This window comes from Microbacterium sp. P26 (assembly GCF_023712585.1).
Classification (GTDB): Bacteria; Actinomycetota; Actinomycetes; order Actinomycetales; family Microbacteriaceae; genus Microbacterium; species Microbacterium algihabitans_A.
The window spans coordinates 117994-134113 of sequence record NZ_JAMAXZ010000005.1; the positions used below are offsets into that span (position 1 = coordinate 117994).

General features: G+C 70.4%; 15 protein-coding genes. 7 read left to right on the forward strand and 8 right to left on the reverse strand.

The features are described from left to right. Positions 1–14: 14 nt before the first annotated feature. The 3 genes from nrdE to nrdH are packed head-to-tail and all read right to left on the reverse strand — an operon-like array spanning position 15 to position 2855. On the reverse strand, positions 15–2171 hold the full coding sequence (gene nrdE, locus M3667_RS11210; RefSeq protein ID WP_251508049.1) for a class 1b ribonucleoside-diphosphate reductase subunit alpha: 2157 nt from the start codon (positions 2169–2171) through the stop codon (positions 15–17). Continuing rightward, entirely contained in the window at positions 2153–2593 is a 441-nt protein-coding gene (gene nrdI / locus M3667_RS11215; RefSeq protein WP_251508050.1) for a class Ib ribonucleoside-diphosphate reductase assembly flavoprotein NrdI, read from the reverse strand. The genes nrdE and nrdI overlap by 19 nt, the downstream gene beginning before the upstream one ends. Before the next feature lie 28 nt (positions 2594–2621). Then, positions 2622–2855, reverse strand: a complete 234-nt coding sequence (gene nrdH, locus M3667_RS11220; protein ID WP_055838040.1) for a glutaredoxin-like protein NrdH — start codon at positions 2853–2855, stop codon at positions 2622–2624. Between the two features lie 386 nt (positions 2856–3241). On the opposite strand from nrdH, the gene M3667_RS11225 reads away from it, so the two are divergent. Next, complete coding sequence (locus M3667_RS11225; protein ID WP_251508051.1) at positions 3242–4447, forward strand: MFS transporter; 1206 nt, start codon at positions 3242–3244, stop codon at positions 4445–4447. Between the two features lie 48 nt (positions 4448–4495). Here M3667_RS11225 and M3667_RS11230 read toward each other — a convergent pair whose 3' ends face one another. Continuing rightward, positions 4496–4900 carry a pilus assembly protein CpaE gene (locus M3667_RS11230; protein ID WP_144834324.1) on the reverse strand — a complete coding sequence of 135 codons (405 nt, stop codon included), beginning with the start codon at positions 4898–4900 and terminating at the stop codon, positions 4496–4498. 112 nt (positions 4901–5012) lie between these two features. Between M3667_RS11230 and M3667_RS11235 the strand changes: the two genes are divergently transcribed. From M3667_RS11235 to M3667_RS11255, 5 genes are all read left to right on the forward strand, one after another. Next, positions 5013–6173 carry an acyl-CoA dehydrogenase family protein gene (locus tag M3667_RS11235; protein WP_251508052.1) on the forward strand — a complete coding sequence of 387 codons (1161 nt, stop codon included), beginning with the start codon at positions 5013–5015 and terminating at the stop codon, positions 6171–6173. After that, positions 6173–7447, forward strand: a complete 1275-nt coding sequence (locus tag M3667_RS11240; protein WP_251508238.1) for a DUF445 domain-containing protein — start codon at positions 6173–6175, stop codon at positions 7445–7447. The genes M3667_RS11235 and M3667_RS11240 overlap by 1 nt, the downstream gene beginning before the upstream one ends. Before the next feature lie 77 nt (positions 7448–7524). Next, positions 7525–7890, forward strand: coding sequence for a gamma-glutamylcyclotransferase family protein (locus M3667_RS11245; protein WP_251508053.1), 366 nt, complete (start codon positions 7525–7527; stop codon positions 7888–7890). Continuing rightward, entirely contained in the window at positions 7887–8792 is a 906-nt protein-coding gene (locus M3667_RS11250) for an agmatinase family protein (protein ID WP_251508054.1), read from the forward strand. The genes M3667_RS11245 and M3667_RS11250 overlap by 4 nt, the downstream gene beginning before the upstream one ends. Then, the gene (locus M3667_RS11255) at positions 8789–9253 is read left to right on the forward strand and encodes a histidine phosphatase family protein (RefSeq protein ID WP_251508055.1); all 465 of its coding nucleotides are present in this window, start codon (positions 8789–8791) and stop codon (positions 9251–9253) included. The genes M3667_RS11250 and M3667_RS11255 overlap by 4 nt, the downstream gene beginning before the upstream one ends. Before the next feature lie 80 nt (positions 9254–9333). Here M3667_RS11255 and hutI read toward each other — a convergent pair whose 3' ends face one another. The 3 genes from hutI to hutH are packed head-to-tail and all read right to left on the reverse strand — an operon-like array spanning position 9334 to position 13829. Continuing rightward, entirely contained in the window at positions 9334–10521 is a 1188-nt protein-coding gene (gene hutI / locus M3667_RS11260) for an imidazolonepropionase (protein WP_251508056.1), read from the reverse strand. Continuing rightward, positions 10515–12224, reverse strand: coding sequence for a urocanate hydratase (locus tag M3667_RS11265; protein ID WP_251508057.1), 1710 nt, complete (start codon positions 12222–12224; stop codon positions 10515–10517). Before M3667_RS11265 ends, hutI begins: the two co-directional genes overlap by 7 nt. A gap of 45 nt (positions 12225–12269) precedes the next feature. After that, positions 12270–13829, reverse strand: coding sequence for a histidine ammonia-lyase (hutH, locus tag M3667_RS11270; protein WP_251508058.1), 1560 nt, complete (start codon positions 13827–13829; stop codon positions 12270–12272). A 61-nt stretch (positions 13830–13890) separates the two neighbouring features. On the opposite strand from hutH, the gene M3667_RS11275 reads away from it, so the two are divergent. After that, positions 13891–14664 carry an IclR family transcriptional regulator gene (locus M3667_RS11275; RefSeq protein ID WP_251508059.1) on the forward strand — a complete coding sequence of 258 codons (774 nt, stop codon included), beginning with the start codon at positions 13891–13893 and terminating at the stop codon, positions 14662–14664. Positions 14665–14947: 283 nt separating this feature from the next. On the opposite strand, the gene M3667_RS11280 is transcribed toward M3667_RS11275, so the two are convergent. Beyond that, positions 14948–15946, reverse strand: coding sequence for a LacI family DNA-binding transcriptional regulator (locus M3667_RS11280; RefSeq protein WP_251508060.1), 999 nt, complete (start codon positions 15944–15946; stop codon positions 14948–14950). Between the last annotated feature and the right edge of the window lie 174 nt (positions 15947–16120).

Genomic DNA, 16120 nt, shown 5'->3' on the forward strand with positions numbered 1-16120 from the left:
GAGGGGTCAGCGGCTCAGAGCATGCACGAGACGCACTCGGTCATGTCGGTGCCCTCGAGCGCCAGCTGACGCAGACGGATGTAGTAGATGGTCTTGATGCCCTTGCGCCACGCGTAGATCTGCGCCTTGTTGATGTCGCGGGTGGTGACGGTGTCCTTGAAGAACAGCGTCAGCGACAGGCCCTGGTCGACGTGCTGCGTGGCCGCGGCGTACGTGTCGATGACCTTCTCGTAGCCGATCTCGTAGGCGTCCTGGTAGTAGTCCAGGTTCTCGTTCGTCATGAACGGAGCCGGGTAGTAGACGCGACCGAGCTTGCCTTCCTTGCGGATCTCGATCTTCGAGGCGATCGGGTGGATCGAGCTCGTGGAGTTGTTGATGTACGAGATCGAACCGGTCGGGGGCACCGCCTGCAGGTTCTGGTTGTAGATGCCGTGGGCCTGCACCGACGCCTTCAGCTCGCGCCAGTCGTCCTGCGTGGGGATCTGGACGTTCGCGAACAGCTCCTTGGCCTTGGCCGTCTCGGGCTCCCACACCTGGTCGGTGTACTTGTCGAAGAACTCGCCCGACGCGTACGTCGAGTTCTCGAAGCCGTCGAAGGCCGCGCCGCGCTCGATCGCGAGGCGGTTCGACGCCCGCAGCGCATGGAAGAGCACCGTGTAGAAGTAGATGTTCGTGAAGTCGATGCCCTCTTCGGAGCCGTAGTACACGTGCTCACGAGCGAGGTAGCCGTGCAGGTTCATCTGGCCGAGGCCGATGGCGTGCGAGCGGTCGTTGCCGTCTTCGATCGAACGCACCGAGGCGATGTGGCTCTGCACGCTCACCGCGGTGAGGGCGCGGATCGCGGTCTCGACCGTGAGGCCGAGGTCGCCGCCGTCCATCGCCAGCGCGATGTTCATCGAGCCGAGGTTGCAGGAGATGTCCTTGCCGATGGTGTCGTACGAGAGGTCTTCGTTGTACGTCGTCGGGGTGTTGACCTGCAGGATCTCCGAGCACAGGTTCGACATGTTGATGCGACCGGCAATCGGGTTGGCCTTGTTCACCGTGTCCTCGAACATGATGTACGGGTAGCCCGACTCGAACTGGATCTCGGCGAGGGTCTGGAAGAACTCGCGCGCGTTGATCTTCGTCTTCTTGATGCGCGGGTCGTCGACCATCTCACGGTACTTCTCGGTGACCGAGATGTCGCCGAAGGGCTTCTTGTAGACCTTCTCGACGTCGTACGGCGAGAAGAGGTACATGTCCTCGCCGTTCTTGGCGAGCTCGAACGTGATGTCGGGGATGACGACACCCAGCGACAGCGTCTTGATGCGGATCTTCTCGTCGGCGTTCTCGCGCTTGGTGTCGAGGAAACGCAGGATGTCGGGGTGGTGCGCGTTGAGGTACACCGCACCGGCGCCCTGACGCGCGCCGAGCTGGTTGGCGTAGCTGAAGCTGTCTTCGAGCAGCTTCATGACGGGGATGATGCCCGACGACTGGTTCTCGATCTGCTTGATCGGCGCACCCGCCTCGCGGATGTTCGACAGCAGCAGGGCCACGCCGCCGCCGCGCTTCGACAGCTGCAGGGCGGAGTTGATGCCGCGGGCGATCGACTCCATGTTGTCTTCGATGCGCAGGAGGAAGCACGACACGAGCTCGCCGCGCTGCGCCTTGCCGGCGTTGAGGAACGTGGGGGTCGCGGGCTGGAAGCGACCCGAGATGATCTCGTCGACCAGCTGCACGGCGAGACGCTGATCGCCGTCGGCCAGGGCGAGGGCGGTCATGACGACGCGGTCCTCGAAGCGCTCGAGGTAGCGCTTTCCGTCGAAGGTCTTGAGCGTGTAGCTCGTGTAGTACTTGAACGCACCGAGGAAGGTCTCGAAACGGAACTTCGCACCGTAGGCGCGGTCGTTGAGCTCCTGGATGAAGTCCATCGAGTACTTCGCGAGCACGGTGGGCTCGTAGTACTCCTTCTCGACGAGGTAGTCGAGGCGCTCCTTGAGCGAGTGGAAGAACACGGTGTTCTGGTTGACGTGCTGCAGGAAGTACTCCCGCGCCGCCCGCTTGTCGGCGTCGAACTGGATGTTGCCGTCTGCGTCGTACAGGTTCAGCATCGCGTTCAGGGCGTGGTAATCCATTCCCTCGAATCGCGCCTCGGTCTTCACGTCCACGTCGGTCAGCTCAACTTCCACCATCGTTCCAATCCCTCGGTGACCCGCTCGACATCGTCGGGGGTGCCGAAAACTTCCAGCCGGTATAGGTGCGGCACCGCGCATTTGCGCGCGATGATGTCTCCGGCGAGGCAGAAGGCGTCGCCGAAGTTCGTGTTCCCCGCGGAGATGACCCCGCGGATGTTGCGTCGGTTCCGCTCCTCGTTGAGGAACCGGATGACCTGCTTGGGGACCGCCCCCTTCTCGACGCCCCGGCCGGCACCCCCACCGTAAGTGGGGGTGACCAGCACGAAGGGTTCGTCGACGTGAAGGGGCGGATCGGTCGGCCGGAGCGGGATGCGCACGGCACGCTTACCGAGCTTCTCGATGAAACGTGCGGTGTTGCCCGACACGCTCGAGAAGTAGACCAGCAGCGGAGCCTCGGTCGCCGACATGACAGCGCTCATGACGAAGGTCTCAGAGCGTGTCGCGGGATCAGGCGAGTCGCGAAGCGAGCTCGTCGATCTTGTCGGGACGGAAGCCCGACCAGTGGTCCTCGTCGGTGATGACGACGGGGGCCTGAAGGTACCCGAGCGACTTGACCTGCTCGAGGGCCGACGGGTCTTCGGACAGGTCGAGCACGTTGTACTCGATGCCCTTCGAATCGAGTGCGCGGTACGTCGCGGTGCACTGGACGCAGGACGGCTTGGTGTAGACCGTGATCGCCATGTCGTTCTCTCTCTCCCCTAGAAAATCTTCGTCCGGGCGGGCAGGGCTCGCCGGGACCTCAATACTACATATGGGGACGGACATCGGAAGGCACCACAAGGGGTAGTAGTTACATCGATGTGATTTTCCACCGTCTCTCCCCATGTACAACACAGGTTGTCCACGATTTCATCCACAGATCGACCCCCTCTCCTCGCTCTGTTCACAGGCGCGATTCCGCGGTTCTCGCGTCGTCGTCCGTCGTCTGTCCACAGATCGGACGCTAGACGGGGGTTCCGACATCGCACAGGCGGTGGAATCCCGACTCCGGCGTGTCGCGGCGTGTCGCGGCATCCGTCGATCGGCACCGCTCGGCGGGTGTCGGAGGTCGGCGGTAGCGTTGTGCGGTGGCCGGCTACCGCGAACTCCTCAGAACCCCTGGCGTGGGGCGCATCATCGCCGCGCAGCTGACCGCGCGCTTCCCCAACGGCATGACGAGCCTCGCCGTCCTGCTGCACATCGAGCACGTCACGGGCTCGTACGGCGCCGCCGGTCTCGTGCTGGCCGCCACGAGCCTCGGGCAAGCCGTCGCCGGTCCCGTCACCAGCCGGTGGATGGGCCGCTGGGGCATGCGCCGCGTGCTCTCGGTCACGCTCCTCGTGTGCGCGGCGGCGATCGCGACCCTCGCGCTGATCGAGATGCCGCTCCCCCTGTACATGACCCTCGGCCTGATCGCGGGTCTGTCGACTCCGCCGGTGCAGTCGGCCGTGCGCACCATCTACCCGAAGATGGTCCCCTCCAAGCAGCTGACTCCGCTGTACTCGCTCGACGCCTCGCTCCAAGAGATCATCTGGGTGCTCGCGCCCGTGCTCATCACCCTCGTCGCGACGCAGATCGGCACGGTGCCCGGGCTGCTGCTCGTGGTGGTCATCCTCATCGGCGGCGGTGCGTGGTTCATCCTGAGCCCCGAGGTCGGGCGCGTGCGCATCCCGCGCAGCCGCCGGGGTCTCGGTCGCGTTCTCGCCAAGCCGCCCGTCATCCTCGCCACGGCCACCGGCTTCCTCCTCATCGGCGCGTGTTCGGCCGTCGAGGCCGGTGTCGTGGCCACCTTCGACCACGGCGGTCTCGAGGCGGGGCTCATCCTCGCCGTCTTCGCCGTCGGCAGCCTCGCGGGCGGCCTCTCGTTCGGGCACATCCCGATCGGCCGCTGGGCGATGGCCCGTCGCTTCGCGATCGTGGCGGTCGGACTCTCGCTCACGGTGTTCTCACTGAACGCGTGGTGGATCGGTGCGACCCTCCTCGTCGCGGGCGCCGGCATCGCCCCCGCGCTGGCCGTGATGTTCGCCATGACCTCCGCGAGCGTGCGCTTCAGCGAGACCGCCGAGGCCTACGGATGGATCGGCACCGGGCAGCTGATCGGCGCGGCGGCCGGGTCCGCCGTGGCCGGCTTCCTCGTCGACGGCGTCGGCCCGACCGGCGCGTACGTGGCGGCGGCGGGTTTCGCCGTGGCCGGGTTCATCGTGTCGGTGATCTTCGTGCGCGGCTTCCCCGACCTGCGCCACCGCGATGCCAGCCCCATTCCCGACACCGAGCCGGTTCCCACCATCACCTGAGCGGATGCCGGAGTTCCCGGCATCCGGAACATGTCCGTCGGCGGCGGCTCAGTGCGTACGACGCAGCAGCTCGAGCACGGCGAGAGCGTAGGCGTCGGCGGGTTCGGGGTGATCGAACACGATCGTGGATCCGCCGACCGCGATCTCGACCTCGTAGGTGTCGGAGAGGCGGCGGAGCGAGCGAAAGGTGGAGCGCAGCAGCTCGCGCAGCTGCGATTCCGACGGCAGCCACAGGGCGTCCTCGGTCGCGACCGAGTCGAGCGCCCACTCGGTTGTGCCGTTGAACGCGAGGATGCGACCCGTCGGATAATCGCGCGGCTCGACGGTCATCTCGCTCACGGTGAAGACATCGGCGTCGAACTCCGGCTCGTCGAGCTGGAAGCGGTCCCCCGAGCGCGGATGCCACACGAGTCCGGCTTCGCGGAGGGCCAGGGCCATCTCGGTCGAGATCATGGCATCCATTCTGGGGGCCGTCGGAGCGATCGGGCCGACATCGCCCGAAGCGGTTCGGATGCCGGACGCCACCCCCACCCCGATGTCGGTGGTCCCGAGCACAATGGATGCCATGACCTCGTTCGATCCGGCTCGGTTCCTGCCCGATGACCTGCTGGCCCGCATCCGCGAGCGAGCCGTGGTGCACGACCACGAGAACACCTTCCCGCACGACGACCTCGACGAGCTGCGCGCGGCAGGCTACCTGAGCATCCTGGTTCCGACCGAGCGCGGCGGCGCGGGTCTGAGCCTCGCCGAGGCCTCAGTGCTGCAGCAGCGGCTGGCGGGGGCGGCCCCGGCGACGGCCCTCGCGATCAACATGCACCTCGTGTGGACGGGCGTCGCCAAAGTGTTGCGCGATCGGGGCATCGACGATCTGGCCTTCGTCGAAGAGGGAGCCGTCGCGGGCGAGGTGTTCGCGTTCGGCATCAGCGAGGCCGGCAACGACCTCGTGCTGGCCGGGAGCGACACCGTGGCGCGTCCCGACGGCGAGGGCGGCTACACGTTCACGGGGACGAAGATCTTCACCTCGCTGTCGCCGGTGTGGAACCACCTCGGTGTGCACGGCCTCGACACCGAGTCGCCCGACGGCCCGAAGACGGTCTTCGCCTTCCTCGACCGCACCGACGAGGTCGTCACGCGCGACGATTGGGACACCCTCGGCATGCGCGGCACGCAGAGCCGCACCACCGAGCTCCGCGGGGCGCACGCCTCTGCCGACCGCGTCGTGCGCCGGATCGACCCGGGTCCCACGCCCGATCCGCTCGTGTTCGGCATCTTCGCCGTCTTCGAGATCCTGCTCGCGTCGGTGTACACCGGCATCGCGCGGCGCGCGCTCGACCTCGCGGTCGAGGCCGCCACCTCGCGTACCTCGAAGAAGACCGGCACCATCTACGCCACCGACCCCGACATCCGCTGGCGCATCGCCGACATGGCCCTCGCCTACGACGCCATGCCTCCCCAGCTCGCCGCGCTCGCGAACGACGTCGACTCGCTCGCCGATCACGGGCCGCGGTGGTTCTCGCTGCTCTCGGGCGTGAAGTACCGCGCCGTGGCGATGGCGAAAGAGGTGGTCGACGACGCCGTCCTCGTCGGCGGCGGCGCGGCGTACTTCTCGCGTCACGAGCTGAGCCGTCTGTACCGCGACGTGCTGGCCGGCATGTTCCACCCGTCCGACGCCGAATCGGCGCACGCGACGACCGCCGCGGCGTGGCTCGGACCGGTGACCTCCTGATGGCGCGCACGCCCACGCGCGCTCTGAGCCCGGCCGATCAGGAGCGCCGTCGCGCCCTGCGCGTCATGAAGGGGGTCGCCCTCGGTGCGCTGGTGGCGATGGCCATCGTCTTCGCCGTGTCGTTCTCGCTGCAGCGCGAGGTGGAGTGGCTGCAGTACGTGCGCGCGGCCGCCGAGGGCGGCATGGTCGGCGCCCTCGCCGACTGGTTCGCCGTCACCGCGTTGTTCCGGCACCCCTTGGGTCTGCCAATCCCCCACACGGCGATCATCCCGCGCCGTAAAGACGAGATCGGTCGCCAACTGGGCGAGTTCGTCGAGACGAACTTCCTCGAGGGCGACGTCGTCCGCACCAAGCTCGAGTCCACCCCGCTCTCGGCTCGTGCGGGTGCCTGGCTGGCCGAGCCCGCTCACGCCGAACGCGTCGCCGCGGAGGGGGCGACGCTCGCCTCGAGCGTGCTCACCGCGCTGAGCGACGACGATGTGCAGGGCCTCATCGAAGACCTCGCCCGCGAGCACCTCCTCTCGCCCGACTGGGGCCCCTCGATCGGAGGGTGGCTCGAACGCGTCGTGTCGTCGGGAGCGCACCACGGGGCGGTCGACCTCGCCCTCGACAACATCGCCGTGTGGTTGGGCAACAACCGCGACACCTTCCAGGGCCTCGTGTCCCGACGCCTGCCGGCGTGGGTGCCGAGCATGGCGGCGCGCCTCGTCGACGACACGGTCTACCGCGAGGCGGTCCAGTTCGTCGACGCCGTGCGCGCCGACCCCCGCCATCAGGCGCGTGGAGCGATCGACGGCTACCTCGGGCGCCTCGCCGACAACCTGCAGCACGACCCGTCGACGATGGTGCGCCTCGAAGAAGCGAAGGCCGCGGTGTCCGACAGCCCGCGCGTGCGTCAACTGGCCGCCGACGCGTGGAACACCGCGAAGGCCGGGCTGCTCCGCTCGCTCGGCGACCCCGACAGCGCCCTCCGGCGCCGCGCCACGGCCGCCCTCGCCGAGGTCGGCGAGCGTCTGCAGCGCGACGAGGTCCTGCAGAAGCGCGTCGACGGCTGGGTCACCGACGCGGCCGTGTTCGTGGTGGGCCGCTACCGGCACGACATCGCCTCGATCATCACCGACACCGTCGAGCGGTGGGACGCCGAAGAGACCACCGAGAAGATCGAGCTGATGGTCGGGCGCGACCTGCAGTACATCCGCCTCAACGGAACGATCGTCGGCGCCCTCGCGGGGCTCGTGATCTTCACCGTCGCCCACGTGATCTGGGGTTCGTGAGCGCGCTGACGGCGGTTCGACGAAATCCGTCGCGTCGCACCGGCCCGCGACGCAGCCGGGTGAGTAGCCTGGGGCGCGTGAGTGACGGAACCGACGCCGAGTCGCTCTTCACGTACGGGACGCTGCAGTCGTCCGACGTGCAACTCGACACGTTCGGACGCCGCGTCGACGGCGACGACGACACGCTGACCGGTTTCCGTCTCGAATGGATCGACGCCACCGGCGTCCATGATCCCGGCGGCGTCGACACCGCCTCCGCTCTGGCAGATCGCCATCGTGCGCTGCGGCGCACCGACGACCCACGCGATCGCGTGTTCGGCCGCGTGCTGCAGCTCACGGCAGACGAACTCGACGCGGCCGACGAGTACATGGCGACCGTCTCGCGACGCACGCGGGTCACGCTGTCGAGCGGCGCCGAGGCATGGGTCTACGTCGCCGTATGACCGCCCTATCCGTCGATCCGCTCTGGCCCCGCGCCGGTGACTGGCCCGTCCCCTCGCCCGACACGGTTCCGGATGCCGCTCTGCTCGGCGTCCCCGCCTGGCGCACGTCACTCTCGCCCACGGGCGCCGGCGAAACGCCCGCGGCGGTTCGCGCAGCTCTGCGACGCTTCTCGCCCACGCTGATGGGTCCGCCCCCGGTCTCGCTCGACGACGTGCTGAGCATCGTCGATGCCGGTGACGTCGCCGAACCCGACGGCCACGAGGGCGAACAGCGCGTGCGCGACGCCGTCGCGGAGCTCAGCGCCGTAGGCATGGTCATCGCCCTCGGCGGCGACAACTCCGCGACCTACGCGGTCGCTCAAGGACGTCGCGCCCGCGGGCTCATCACCCTCGACGCCCACTTCGACCTGCGCGACGGCGAATCGAACGGATCCCCCGTACGCCGGCTCATCGCCGACGGGCTCGATCCCTCGCGCATCGTGCAGATCGGCATCGCCGACTTCGCGAACTCCGCGGCCTACGCGCAGCGCGCCCACGAGGCGGGCATCACCGTCATCACCCTCGACGAGCTCCGCCGTCGCGGTATCGACACGGTGATCGCCGACGCCCTGCGCATCGCCGGAGCGGGCTCCGCGTCGACAGACGCCGGCGGCATCCACCTCGATGTCGACGTCGACGTGTGCGACCGCTCGGTCGCACCGGGATGCCCGGCGAGCGTTCCCGGAGGCCTCGCGGCGTGGGAGCTGCGCGCTCTCGTGCGCGGCCTCTCCCGCGACTCCGGCGTGATCAGCGCCGACATCGTCGAGGTGGATGCCACGGCAGACACCGCCGACGCCCGCACCGTGCGCCTGGCCGCGCTGTGCGTTCTGGAGATCCTGGCAGGAATGGCGGAAAGACGATGATCCAACTCATCCTCGCGCGGCACGCGAAATCGGACTGGGCCGACGAAGGTCTCGACGATCACGAGCGTCCGCTCAACGATCGCGGTCGCCGCGACGCACCGGCGATGGCGCGGATGGTCGTGCGCAAGGGCGTGCGACCCGAGACCGTGCTGTCGAGCACGGCCGTGCGCGCGAAGGAGACGGCGCGGTTCTTCGCGACAGCGTTCGACGCCGAGGTCACCGAGCTCGCCGAGCTGTACCTGGCCGATCCCGCGCAGATCCTCGCGTCCGCGCGCGCCGCGGGGGTCGACGAGCTGATGGTCGTCGCGCACGACCCCGGCATGAGCGCCCTCGTCTCGCGTCTCGCCGACCGCGACGAGCGCATGGTCACGTGCGCCGTGGCGATCTTCACCTGGCACGACGGCACGTGGGACGACGTCGACGCGACGCCTCCCGACGAGTTCGAGCTGCTGACGCCCTGACGCCCGGCGCGGCCCGACCGGCCGGGCGAGCGGATCACAACGGCGCGGCCTGACGAGTGCCCCACCACCCGCACGATGCCTCAGACCTCGGCCCCGTCCTTCCACACGGTCCGCACGAGAGGCACGCCCGGGCGGTAGGCGAGGTGAACGCGGGTCGGCGCCTCGAGCATCACGAGGTCGGCGCGCGCGCCGGGCCGGATGCCCCCCACGTCGGTGCGGCGCAGCGCGCGGGCACCTCCCGCGGTCGCCGCCCACACCGCCTCGGCGACCGTCATCCCCATTTCGCGCACGGCCAGGGCGATCATGAGCGGCATCGAACTGGTGAAGCTCGAGCCGGGGTTGCAGTCGCTCGCGAGAGCGACGGTCACGCCCGCGTCGATCAGCCGTCGCGCGTCGGGGTACGGCTGCCGCGTCGAGAACTCCACCCCCGGCAGCAGGGTCGCGACCGTGTCCGATCCGGCGAGCGCGGCGATGTCGCCGTCGGTGAGGTACGTGCAGTGGTCGACCGCCGCGGCGCCGAGTTCGACGGCGAGGGCCGCTCCCCCGCCGTGGCCGAGCTGGTTTCCGTGCACCCGGATGCCGAGACCCGCGGCACGGCCCGCCTCGAGCACCCGGCGGCTCTGGGTCGGCGTGAACGCCCCCTCCTCGCAGAACACGTCGATCCACCGCGCGTGCGGAGCCACCGCGTCGAGCATGTCGCCGATGACGAGCTCGACGTAGTCGTCGCCCCGCCCGGCGTATTCCGCCGGCACGACGTGCGCGCCGAGGAAGGTGACCTCGGCGGTGACCTCGCTCGCCAGGTGCGCGAGACGCGTCTCGGTCTCGACGTCGAGCCCGTAGCCGGTCTTGATCTCGAGGGTGGTCGTCCCCTGCGCTCGGCACTCCCCGACCAGGGCGGCGAGCCGCGCGCGCAGCTCGTCGTCGGATGCCGCTCGGGTCGCGGCGACCGTGGTGCGGATACCGCCTGCGGCATACGACTCGCCGGCCATCCGGGCCGCGAACTCCCGTGCTCGGTCGCCGCCGAAGACCAGGTGGGTGTGGCTGTCGACGAAGCCGGGGATGACCGCGCGGCCGCCGGCATCCACCACCAGAGCCTCGGTCGCAGCGGCATCCGCCGACCCCACCCACTCGACGCGTCCGTGCCGCACGAGCACGGCGGCATCGCGCAGGGTTCCGCAGGCGTCGCCCGGGGCCGCGACGTTCGTCGTCAGCTCCCCGATGTTCGTCAGCAGGAACGCGCGTGCGGCCCGCTCGGAACCGCTCACCACATCGGCACCGTCAGGCCGCGCTCGGCCGCCACCTCGCGGGCGCGGTCGTATCCGGCATCCACGTGGCGCATGACTCCGGTGCCGGGGTCGTTGACGAGCACACGGGCGAGTTTCTCGGCGGCGAGCTCGGTGCCGTCGGCGACGCACACCTGTCCGGCGTGGATGCTGCGGCCGATTCCGACCCCACCGCCGTGGTGGATCGACACCCAAGACGCCCCGCTCGCGGTGTTCAACAGCGCGTTGAGCAGGGGCCAGTCGGCGATGGCGTCCGAGCCGTCGGCCATGGCCTCGGTCTCGCGGTAGGGAGAGGCGACCGATCCCGCGTCGAGGTGGTCGCGCCCGATCACGATGGGGCCAGCCAGCTCGCCCGAGGCCACCATTTCGTTGAACTTCAGCCCCGCGAGGTGGCGCTCCTGGTAGCCGAGCCAGCAGATGCGCGCGGGCAGCCCCTCGAAGTGCACCTGCTTTCCCGCCTTGTCGAGCCAGCGGTGGAGAGCTGCGTCTTCGGGGAAGAGCTCGGCCACGGCGCGGTCGGTCTTGGCGATGTCTTCCGGGTCTCCCGAGAGCGCGACCCAACGGAACGGTCCCTTGCCCTCGGCGAAGAGCGGGCGGATGTACGCGGGCACGAAGCCGGGGAACGCGAACGCGCGGTCGTACCCGCCGAGTTCGGCCTCGCGACGGATCGAGTTGCCGTAGTCGAACACCGCCGCCCCGGCATCCTGGAACTCCACCATCGCCTTCACGTGGGCCGCCATGCTCTCGCGCGCGCGGCGGGTGAAACCCTCGGGGTCCCGGGCGGCTTCGGCTTGCCACTGGTCGACCGAGATACCGATCGGCAGGTACGACAGGGGGTCGTGCGCGCTCGTCTGGTCGGTGACGATGTCGATCCGGATGCCGCGGGCCAGGAGCTCCGGGAACACCTCGGCCGCGTTTCCCTCGACGCCGACCGACAGCGCCTCGCCCGCCTCGCGTGCGGCACTCACCCGTTCGATGGCCGCGTCGAGATCGGGAGCGACCTCGTCGAGGTACCCGTGGGCGACACGGCGGTCGAGGCGCGTGCGATCGACGTCGACGATGAGCACCGCTCCGCCGTTCATCGTGACGGCGAGCGGCTGCGCCCCGCCCATGCCGCCGCACCCGGCGGTGAGGGTGAGGGTTCCGGCGAGCGACTCGCGGCCGAGGGAGGCGGCGACGGCCGCGAACGTCTCGTACGTGCCCTGCAGAATGCCCTGCGTGCCGATGTAGATCCACGACCCGGCCGTCATCTGGCCGTACATGGTGAGCCCGAGCTCTTCGAGCCTGCGGAACTCGGGCCACGTCGCCCAGTCACCCACGAGGTTCGAGTTGGCGATGAGCACGCGCGGGGCCCACTCGTGCGTGCGGAACACGCCGACCGGCTTGCCCGACTGCACGAGCAGCGTCTCGTCGGGCTCGAGCTCGTCGAGGGTGCGCACGATAGCGTCGAACGCCGCCCACGATCGCGCGGCCCTGCCCGTACCGCCGTACACGACGAGGTCGTCGGGGCGCTCGGCGACCTCGGGGTCGAGGTTGTTCATGAGCATGCGCTTCGCGGCCTCGGCGCCCCAGCTCTTCGCGGTGCGCTCGGAGCCGCGCGCCGCGCGGATCGGGCCGTGCGGGGCGGATGCCGAAGCGGCGGCGCCTGGAGCGGGGGAAGCCTGCGCGGGGTTCATCGTGTCGGTCATAGCGTGATCTCCTTCGATCGAGGCGGATGTGCGGGCGAACGCGGTCTACGCGCTGACGGCCCCGGCGGCGTCGGCGTGGGCGCGGGCGAGGGCGGCCCGGGCCACGGCGCCCGAGGCGACGAGCTCGGTCACGGCCTCGATCTCGGGCGAGACGAAGCGGTCGGGGCCGGGACCTTCGACACGCGTGCGGACGAGGTCGCGCACGGCGCCGGTGGCCGCCGCGGGCTCGAGCGGAGCGCGCAGGTCGAGGGCGCGGCATCCGGTCAGCACTTCGATCGCCAGCACGCGGGCGAGCCCGTCCATCGAGCGACGGAGCTTGCGGGCACCCGCCCAGCCCATCGAGACGTGGTCCTCCTGCATGGCGCTCGAGGGGATCGAGTCGACCGAGGCGGGGGCGGCGAGACGCTTGAGCTCCGACACGATGCCCGCGGCGGCGTACTGCGCGATCATCAGGCCCGAGTCGACCCCCACCTCGTCGGCCAGGAACGGCGGCAGCCCGTTGCTGCGGGCGACATCGAGCGCGCGGTCGGTGCGGCGCTCCGACATCGAGGCCACGTCGGCGACCGCGATCGCCAAGAAGTCGAGCACGTACGCGACGGGGGCGCCGTGGAAGTTGCCGTTCGACTCGACCCGCCCGTCGACGGTGACGACCGGGTTGTCGACGGCGGATGCCAGCTCGCGCTCGGCGACCTGCGCCGCGTGGGTCATCGTGTCGCGCGCGGCGCCGTGCACCTGGGGCGCGCAGCGCAGGGAGTAGGCATCCTGCACGCGGGTGCACTCGGGGCCGCGGTGGCTCGCGACGATCGGCGAGCCGGCGAGGAACGCGCGCAGGTTCGCCGCGGATGCCGCCTGCCCCAGCTGCGGGCGAAGCGCCATGAGGTCGGCCGCGAACACGGCATCCGTCCCCAACTGCGATTCGATCGAGATCGCCGCCGAGACGTCGGCCGTGGTGAGCAGCATCTCGAGGTCGTGCAGGGCCAGCAACAGCATGCCGAGCATGCCGTCGGTGCCGTTGATGAGGGCGAGACCTTCCTTCTCGCGCAGGGCGACCGGGGCGATCCCCGCGGCGGCGAGCGCGTCGGCGGCGGATCGCAGATCACCGGCGGCGTCGCGCACCTCGCCCTCGCCCATCACCGCGAGGGCCACGTGCGACAGCGGCGCCAGGTCGCCCGAGCAGCCGAGCGAGCCGTACTCGCGCACGACCGGGGTGATCCCGCTGTTCAGCAGCGCGGCGTAGGTCTCGACCACGACGGGGCGCACGCCCGTGCGACCGGTCGCGAGGGTCTGCAGGCGCAGCAGCATGAGGGCGCGAACCACCTCGCGCTCCACCTCGGAGCCGGTGCCCGCGGCGTGCGAGCGGATGAGGCTCGCCTGCAGCTGGGCGCGTCGGTCTTCGGCGATGAAGGTCGTCGCCAGCGCTCCGAAGCCGGTCGAGATGCCGTAGTGCGGCTGCGGGTCGTCGGCGAGCGCCTCGACGAGAGAGCGGGTGTCGGCCACGCGCTGCAGGGCGTCGTCGTCCACCGTCACCCGCGCGTCGTGTCGCGCGACGGCGACGACGTGCTGAGGGGTGAGGGGGTGGCTTCCGACGGTGACGCTCGCGTTCATACGCCGATTCCATCGCGCGCACTGTCGCGCGACGACGGGGTTCTGGCATCCTGTGTCTGTCATGCCAGACATTCCCCGCCCGCAGGTCCCCGCCGCTGATCAGACGCTGCGGATCCTCTCGCTGCTCGCGCGCCAGCCCGGCCCGATGGCCGCGCAGTCGATCGCGACGACCCTCGGCATCCCGCGCTCGAGCGTCTATCACCTGCTCGCGACCCTCGAGCAGCACGGCTACGTTGTGCACCTGCCCGGCGATCGACGGTGGGGCCTCGGCACCGCGGCGTTCGAGCTCGGCGGCGGATACGCCCGGCAACAGCCCCTCGCCCGCCTCGGCCGTCCGCTGCTGGCCGGGCTCTCCGACCGGGTCGGCGAATCGGCGCACCTCGCCGTGCTGGCCGGTCGCGACGTGCTGTACATCGTCGAAGAGCGCGCTCCGCGCCGCCCCGCGCTCGTGACCGACGTCGGCGTGCGCCTGCCCGCGCACCTCACCGCCACGGGGCGGGCCATGCTCGCCGCGCTCCCCCGTGAGCAGGTGCGGGCGTTGTTCCCGGATGCCACGGCCCTCACCCAGCGCCACGGCGCCGGCCCCGCGACGCCGCGCGAGCTGCGCGAGGTGCTGCGACTCGTGCGGGCCGACGGCCACGCGAGCGAGAACGGCGAGGTCACGCCCGGATTCCGCTCCGTCGCCGCCGCGGTGCTCGACCATGCCGGGTGGCCCGCCGCGGCCGTCGCGATCACGTGGCCGGCCGATGGACCCCCGCGCGATGCCGAAGCGCTGGCGTCAGCGGCATCCGGAACCGCCGCCGAGCTCGCCCGTCGCATCGGCCGGCACGCCTGACGCGCGCTCGGGGACGCGCAACGAGGACCCCCGCGCCAGCCTGTTCAGTGTCCAAAACACCTGGACGTTCCCGTGATTCGTCCGGGTGTCTTGGACACTCAACGGGGTTTCGAGCCCGCGCGAGCGCCGCACGAGCGCCCCGAAACCGCGCCCCGCGACCGGGATCCACCTCACGCCTGTTCGGGGCGAGTTTCGTCGTTTGGGGCGTGTGATTTCCGCCCCTGACGACAAATCCCGCCCCACACCAACCCGGGCGTTCCGCGCGCGCGAGCCCCTCAGCGCCTCAGCGCACGACGAGACGCGGCTCCACCAACACGTGCGCCGCGCCCGCCGTCGGCACGCGAGGGGCGACGACCGTGCCGTTCTCGCCCATGAGCAGGTCGAGGGCTCCGGATGCCACCTTCTCGGGCAACTGTTCGACGCTCGAGAGGCCGAGCGCCTCCACCGCGGGGGTGTTGTCGAAGCCGATGACCGTGATGTCGGGGCGGCCGGCGACGGTGACGGCGAGGTGCGCGCCGATCGCGAGCGAGTCGCTCGCGCAGACGATGCCCGTCACGCCCGGGTCGGCGGCGAGCCCTGCGGCGACCACGTCGCGCGCGGCCGAGACGTTCTCTTCGACGACCCACCGCGGTCCCGAGGCCGCGCTCTCGCGCCAGCCGCGCTCGCGTTCATCGCCGGTGCCGGATCCGCCCGGCCAACCGAGGAAGGCGATCCGCGAAGAACCCCGCCCGAGCAGGTGCGCGGTCGCGGCGCCCGTGCCGGCCGCTCCGTCGACGTCGACCCAGAGGTGCGCGGGGGCTTCGACGTCGTCTTCGCCCCACGGTCGGCCGAACGAGACGAACGGCAGGGCGCGGTCGAGCAGCCACCCCGTGCGCGGGTCGCCATGAAAGGTGCCGGTGATGACGACGGCATCCACCTCTCCCCCCTCGAGCAGGTCGCCGAGGCGGGCGATCTCTTCTTCGGGCGTGCGCGCGGCGTACAGCAGCACGCGCATGTCGCGCTCGCCCGCGCGTTCGGTGAGGGCGTGCACGAAGCGGTCGAGCACGACGCCCGAGATCCCGCCGGCGTACGGATCGAGATGGATGCCGATGGTGGAGCTCCGGCGCGTGCGCAAACGGCGGGCGGCGGCGTGCGGGCGGTAGCCGAGCTCGGCGATCGCGGCCTCGACGCGCAGGCGGGTGGCCTCGCGCACGATGTCGGGGGTGTTCACGACGTTCGACACGGTCTGCCGCGAGACCCCGGCGACGCGCGCGACGTCGTCGACGGTGGGCGCCTTCGCCATGTCTCGTCTCCCCCTGCGTCGATGGTCGCATCCGGTCGCCGGAGCTCGCGGCATCCGCATCGCGCGCAGTGACGGCGGGTGCAGACCGGGCGGCCAGACCGTCAGCCTAGGCCGAGGGGCAACCGCTTGACATCTCGCACCGCCGTTCTTTAGCGTTGTCGGACCGTCATTTGA

Coding starts and splice junctions, on each gene's coding strand:
- nrdE (WP_251508049.1), bottom strand. CDS start 2,171: ATGGTGGAAGTTGAGCTGACCGACGTGGACGTGAAGACCGAGGCGCGA.
- nrdI (WP_251508050.1), bottom strand. CDS start 2,593: ATGAGCGCTGTCATGTCGGCGACCGAGGCTCCGCTGCTGGTCTACTTC.
- nrdH (WP_055838040.1), bottom strand. CDS start 2,855: ATGGCGATCACGGTCTACACCAAGCCGTCCTGCGTCCAGTGCACCGCG.
- M3667_RS11230 (WP_144834324.1), bottom strand. CDS start 4,900: ATGATCTCGACCGAGATGGCCCTGGCCCTCCGCGAAGCCGGACTCGTG.
- M3667_RS11235 (WP_251508052.1), top strand. CDS start 5,013: ATGACCTCGTTCGATCCGGCTCGGTTCCTGCCCGATGACCTGCTGGCC.
- M3667_RS11240 (WP_251508238.1), top strand. CDS start 6,173: ATGGCGCGCACGCCCACGCGCGCTCTGAGCCCGGCCGATCAGGAGCGC.
- M3667_RS11250 (WP_251508054.1), top strand. CDS start 7,887: ATGACCGCCCTATCCGTCGATCCGCTCTGGCCCCGCGCCGGTGACTGG.
- M3667_RS11255 (WP_251508055.1), top strand. CDS start 8,789: ATGATCCAACTCATCCTCGCGCGGCACGCGAAATCGGACTGGGCCGAC.
- M3667_RS11265 (WP_251508057.1), bottom strand. CDS start 12,224: ATGACCGACACGATGAACCCCGCGCAGGCTTCCCCCGCTCCAGGCGCC.
- hutH (WP_251508058.1), bottom strand. CDS start 13,829: ATGAACGCGAGCGTCACCGTCGGAAGCCACCCCCTCACCCCTCAGCAC.
- M3667_RS11275 (WP_251508059.1), top strand. CDS start 13,891: ATGCCAGACATTCCCCGCCCGCAGGTCCCCGCCGCTGATCAGACGCTG.
- M3667_RS11280 (WP_251508060.1), bottom strand. CDS start 15,946: ATGGCGAAGGCGCCCACCGTCGACGACGTCGCGCGCGTCGCCGGGGTC.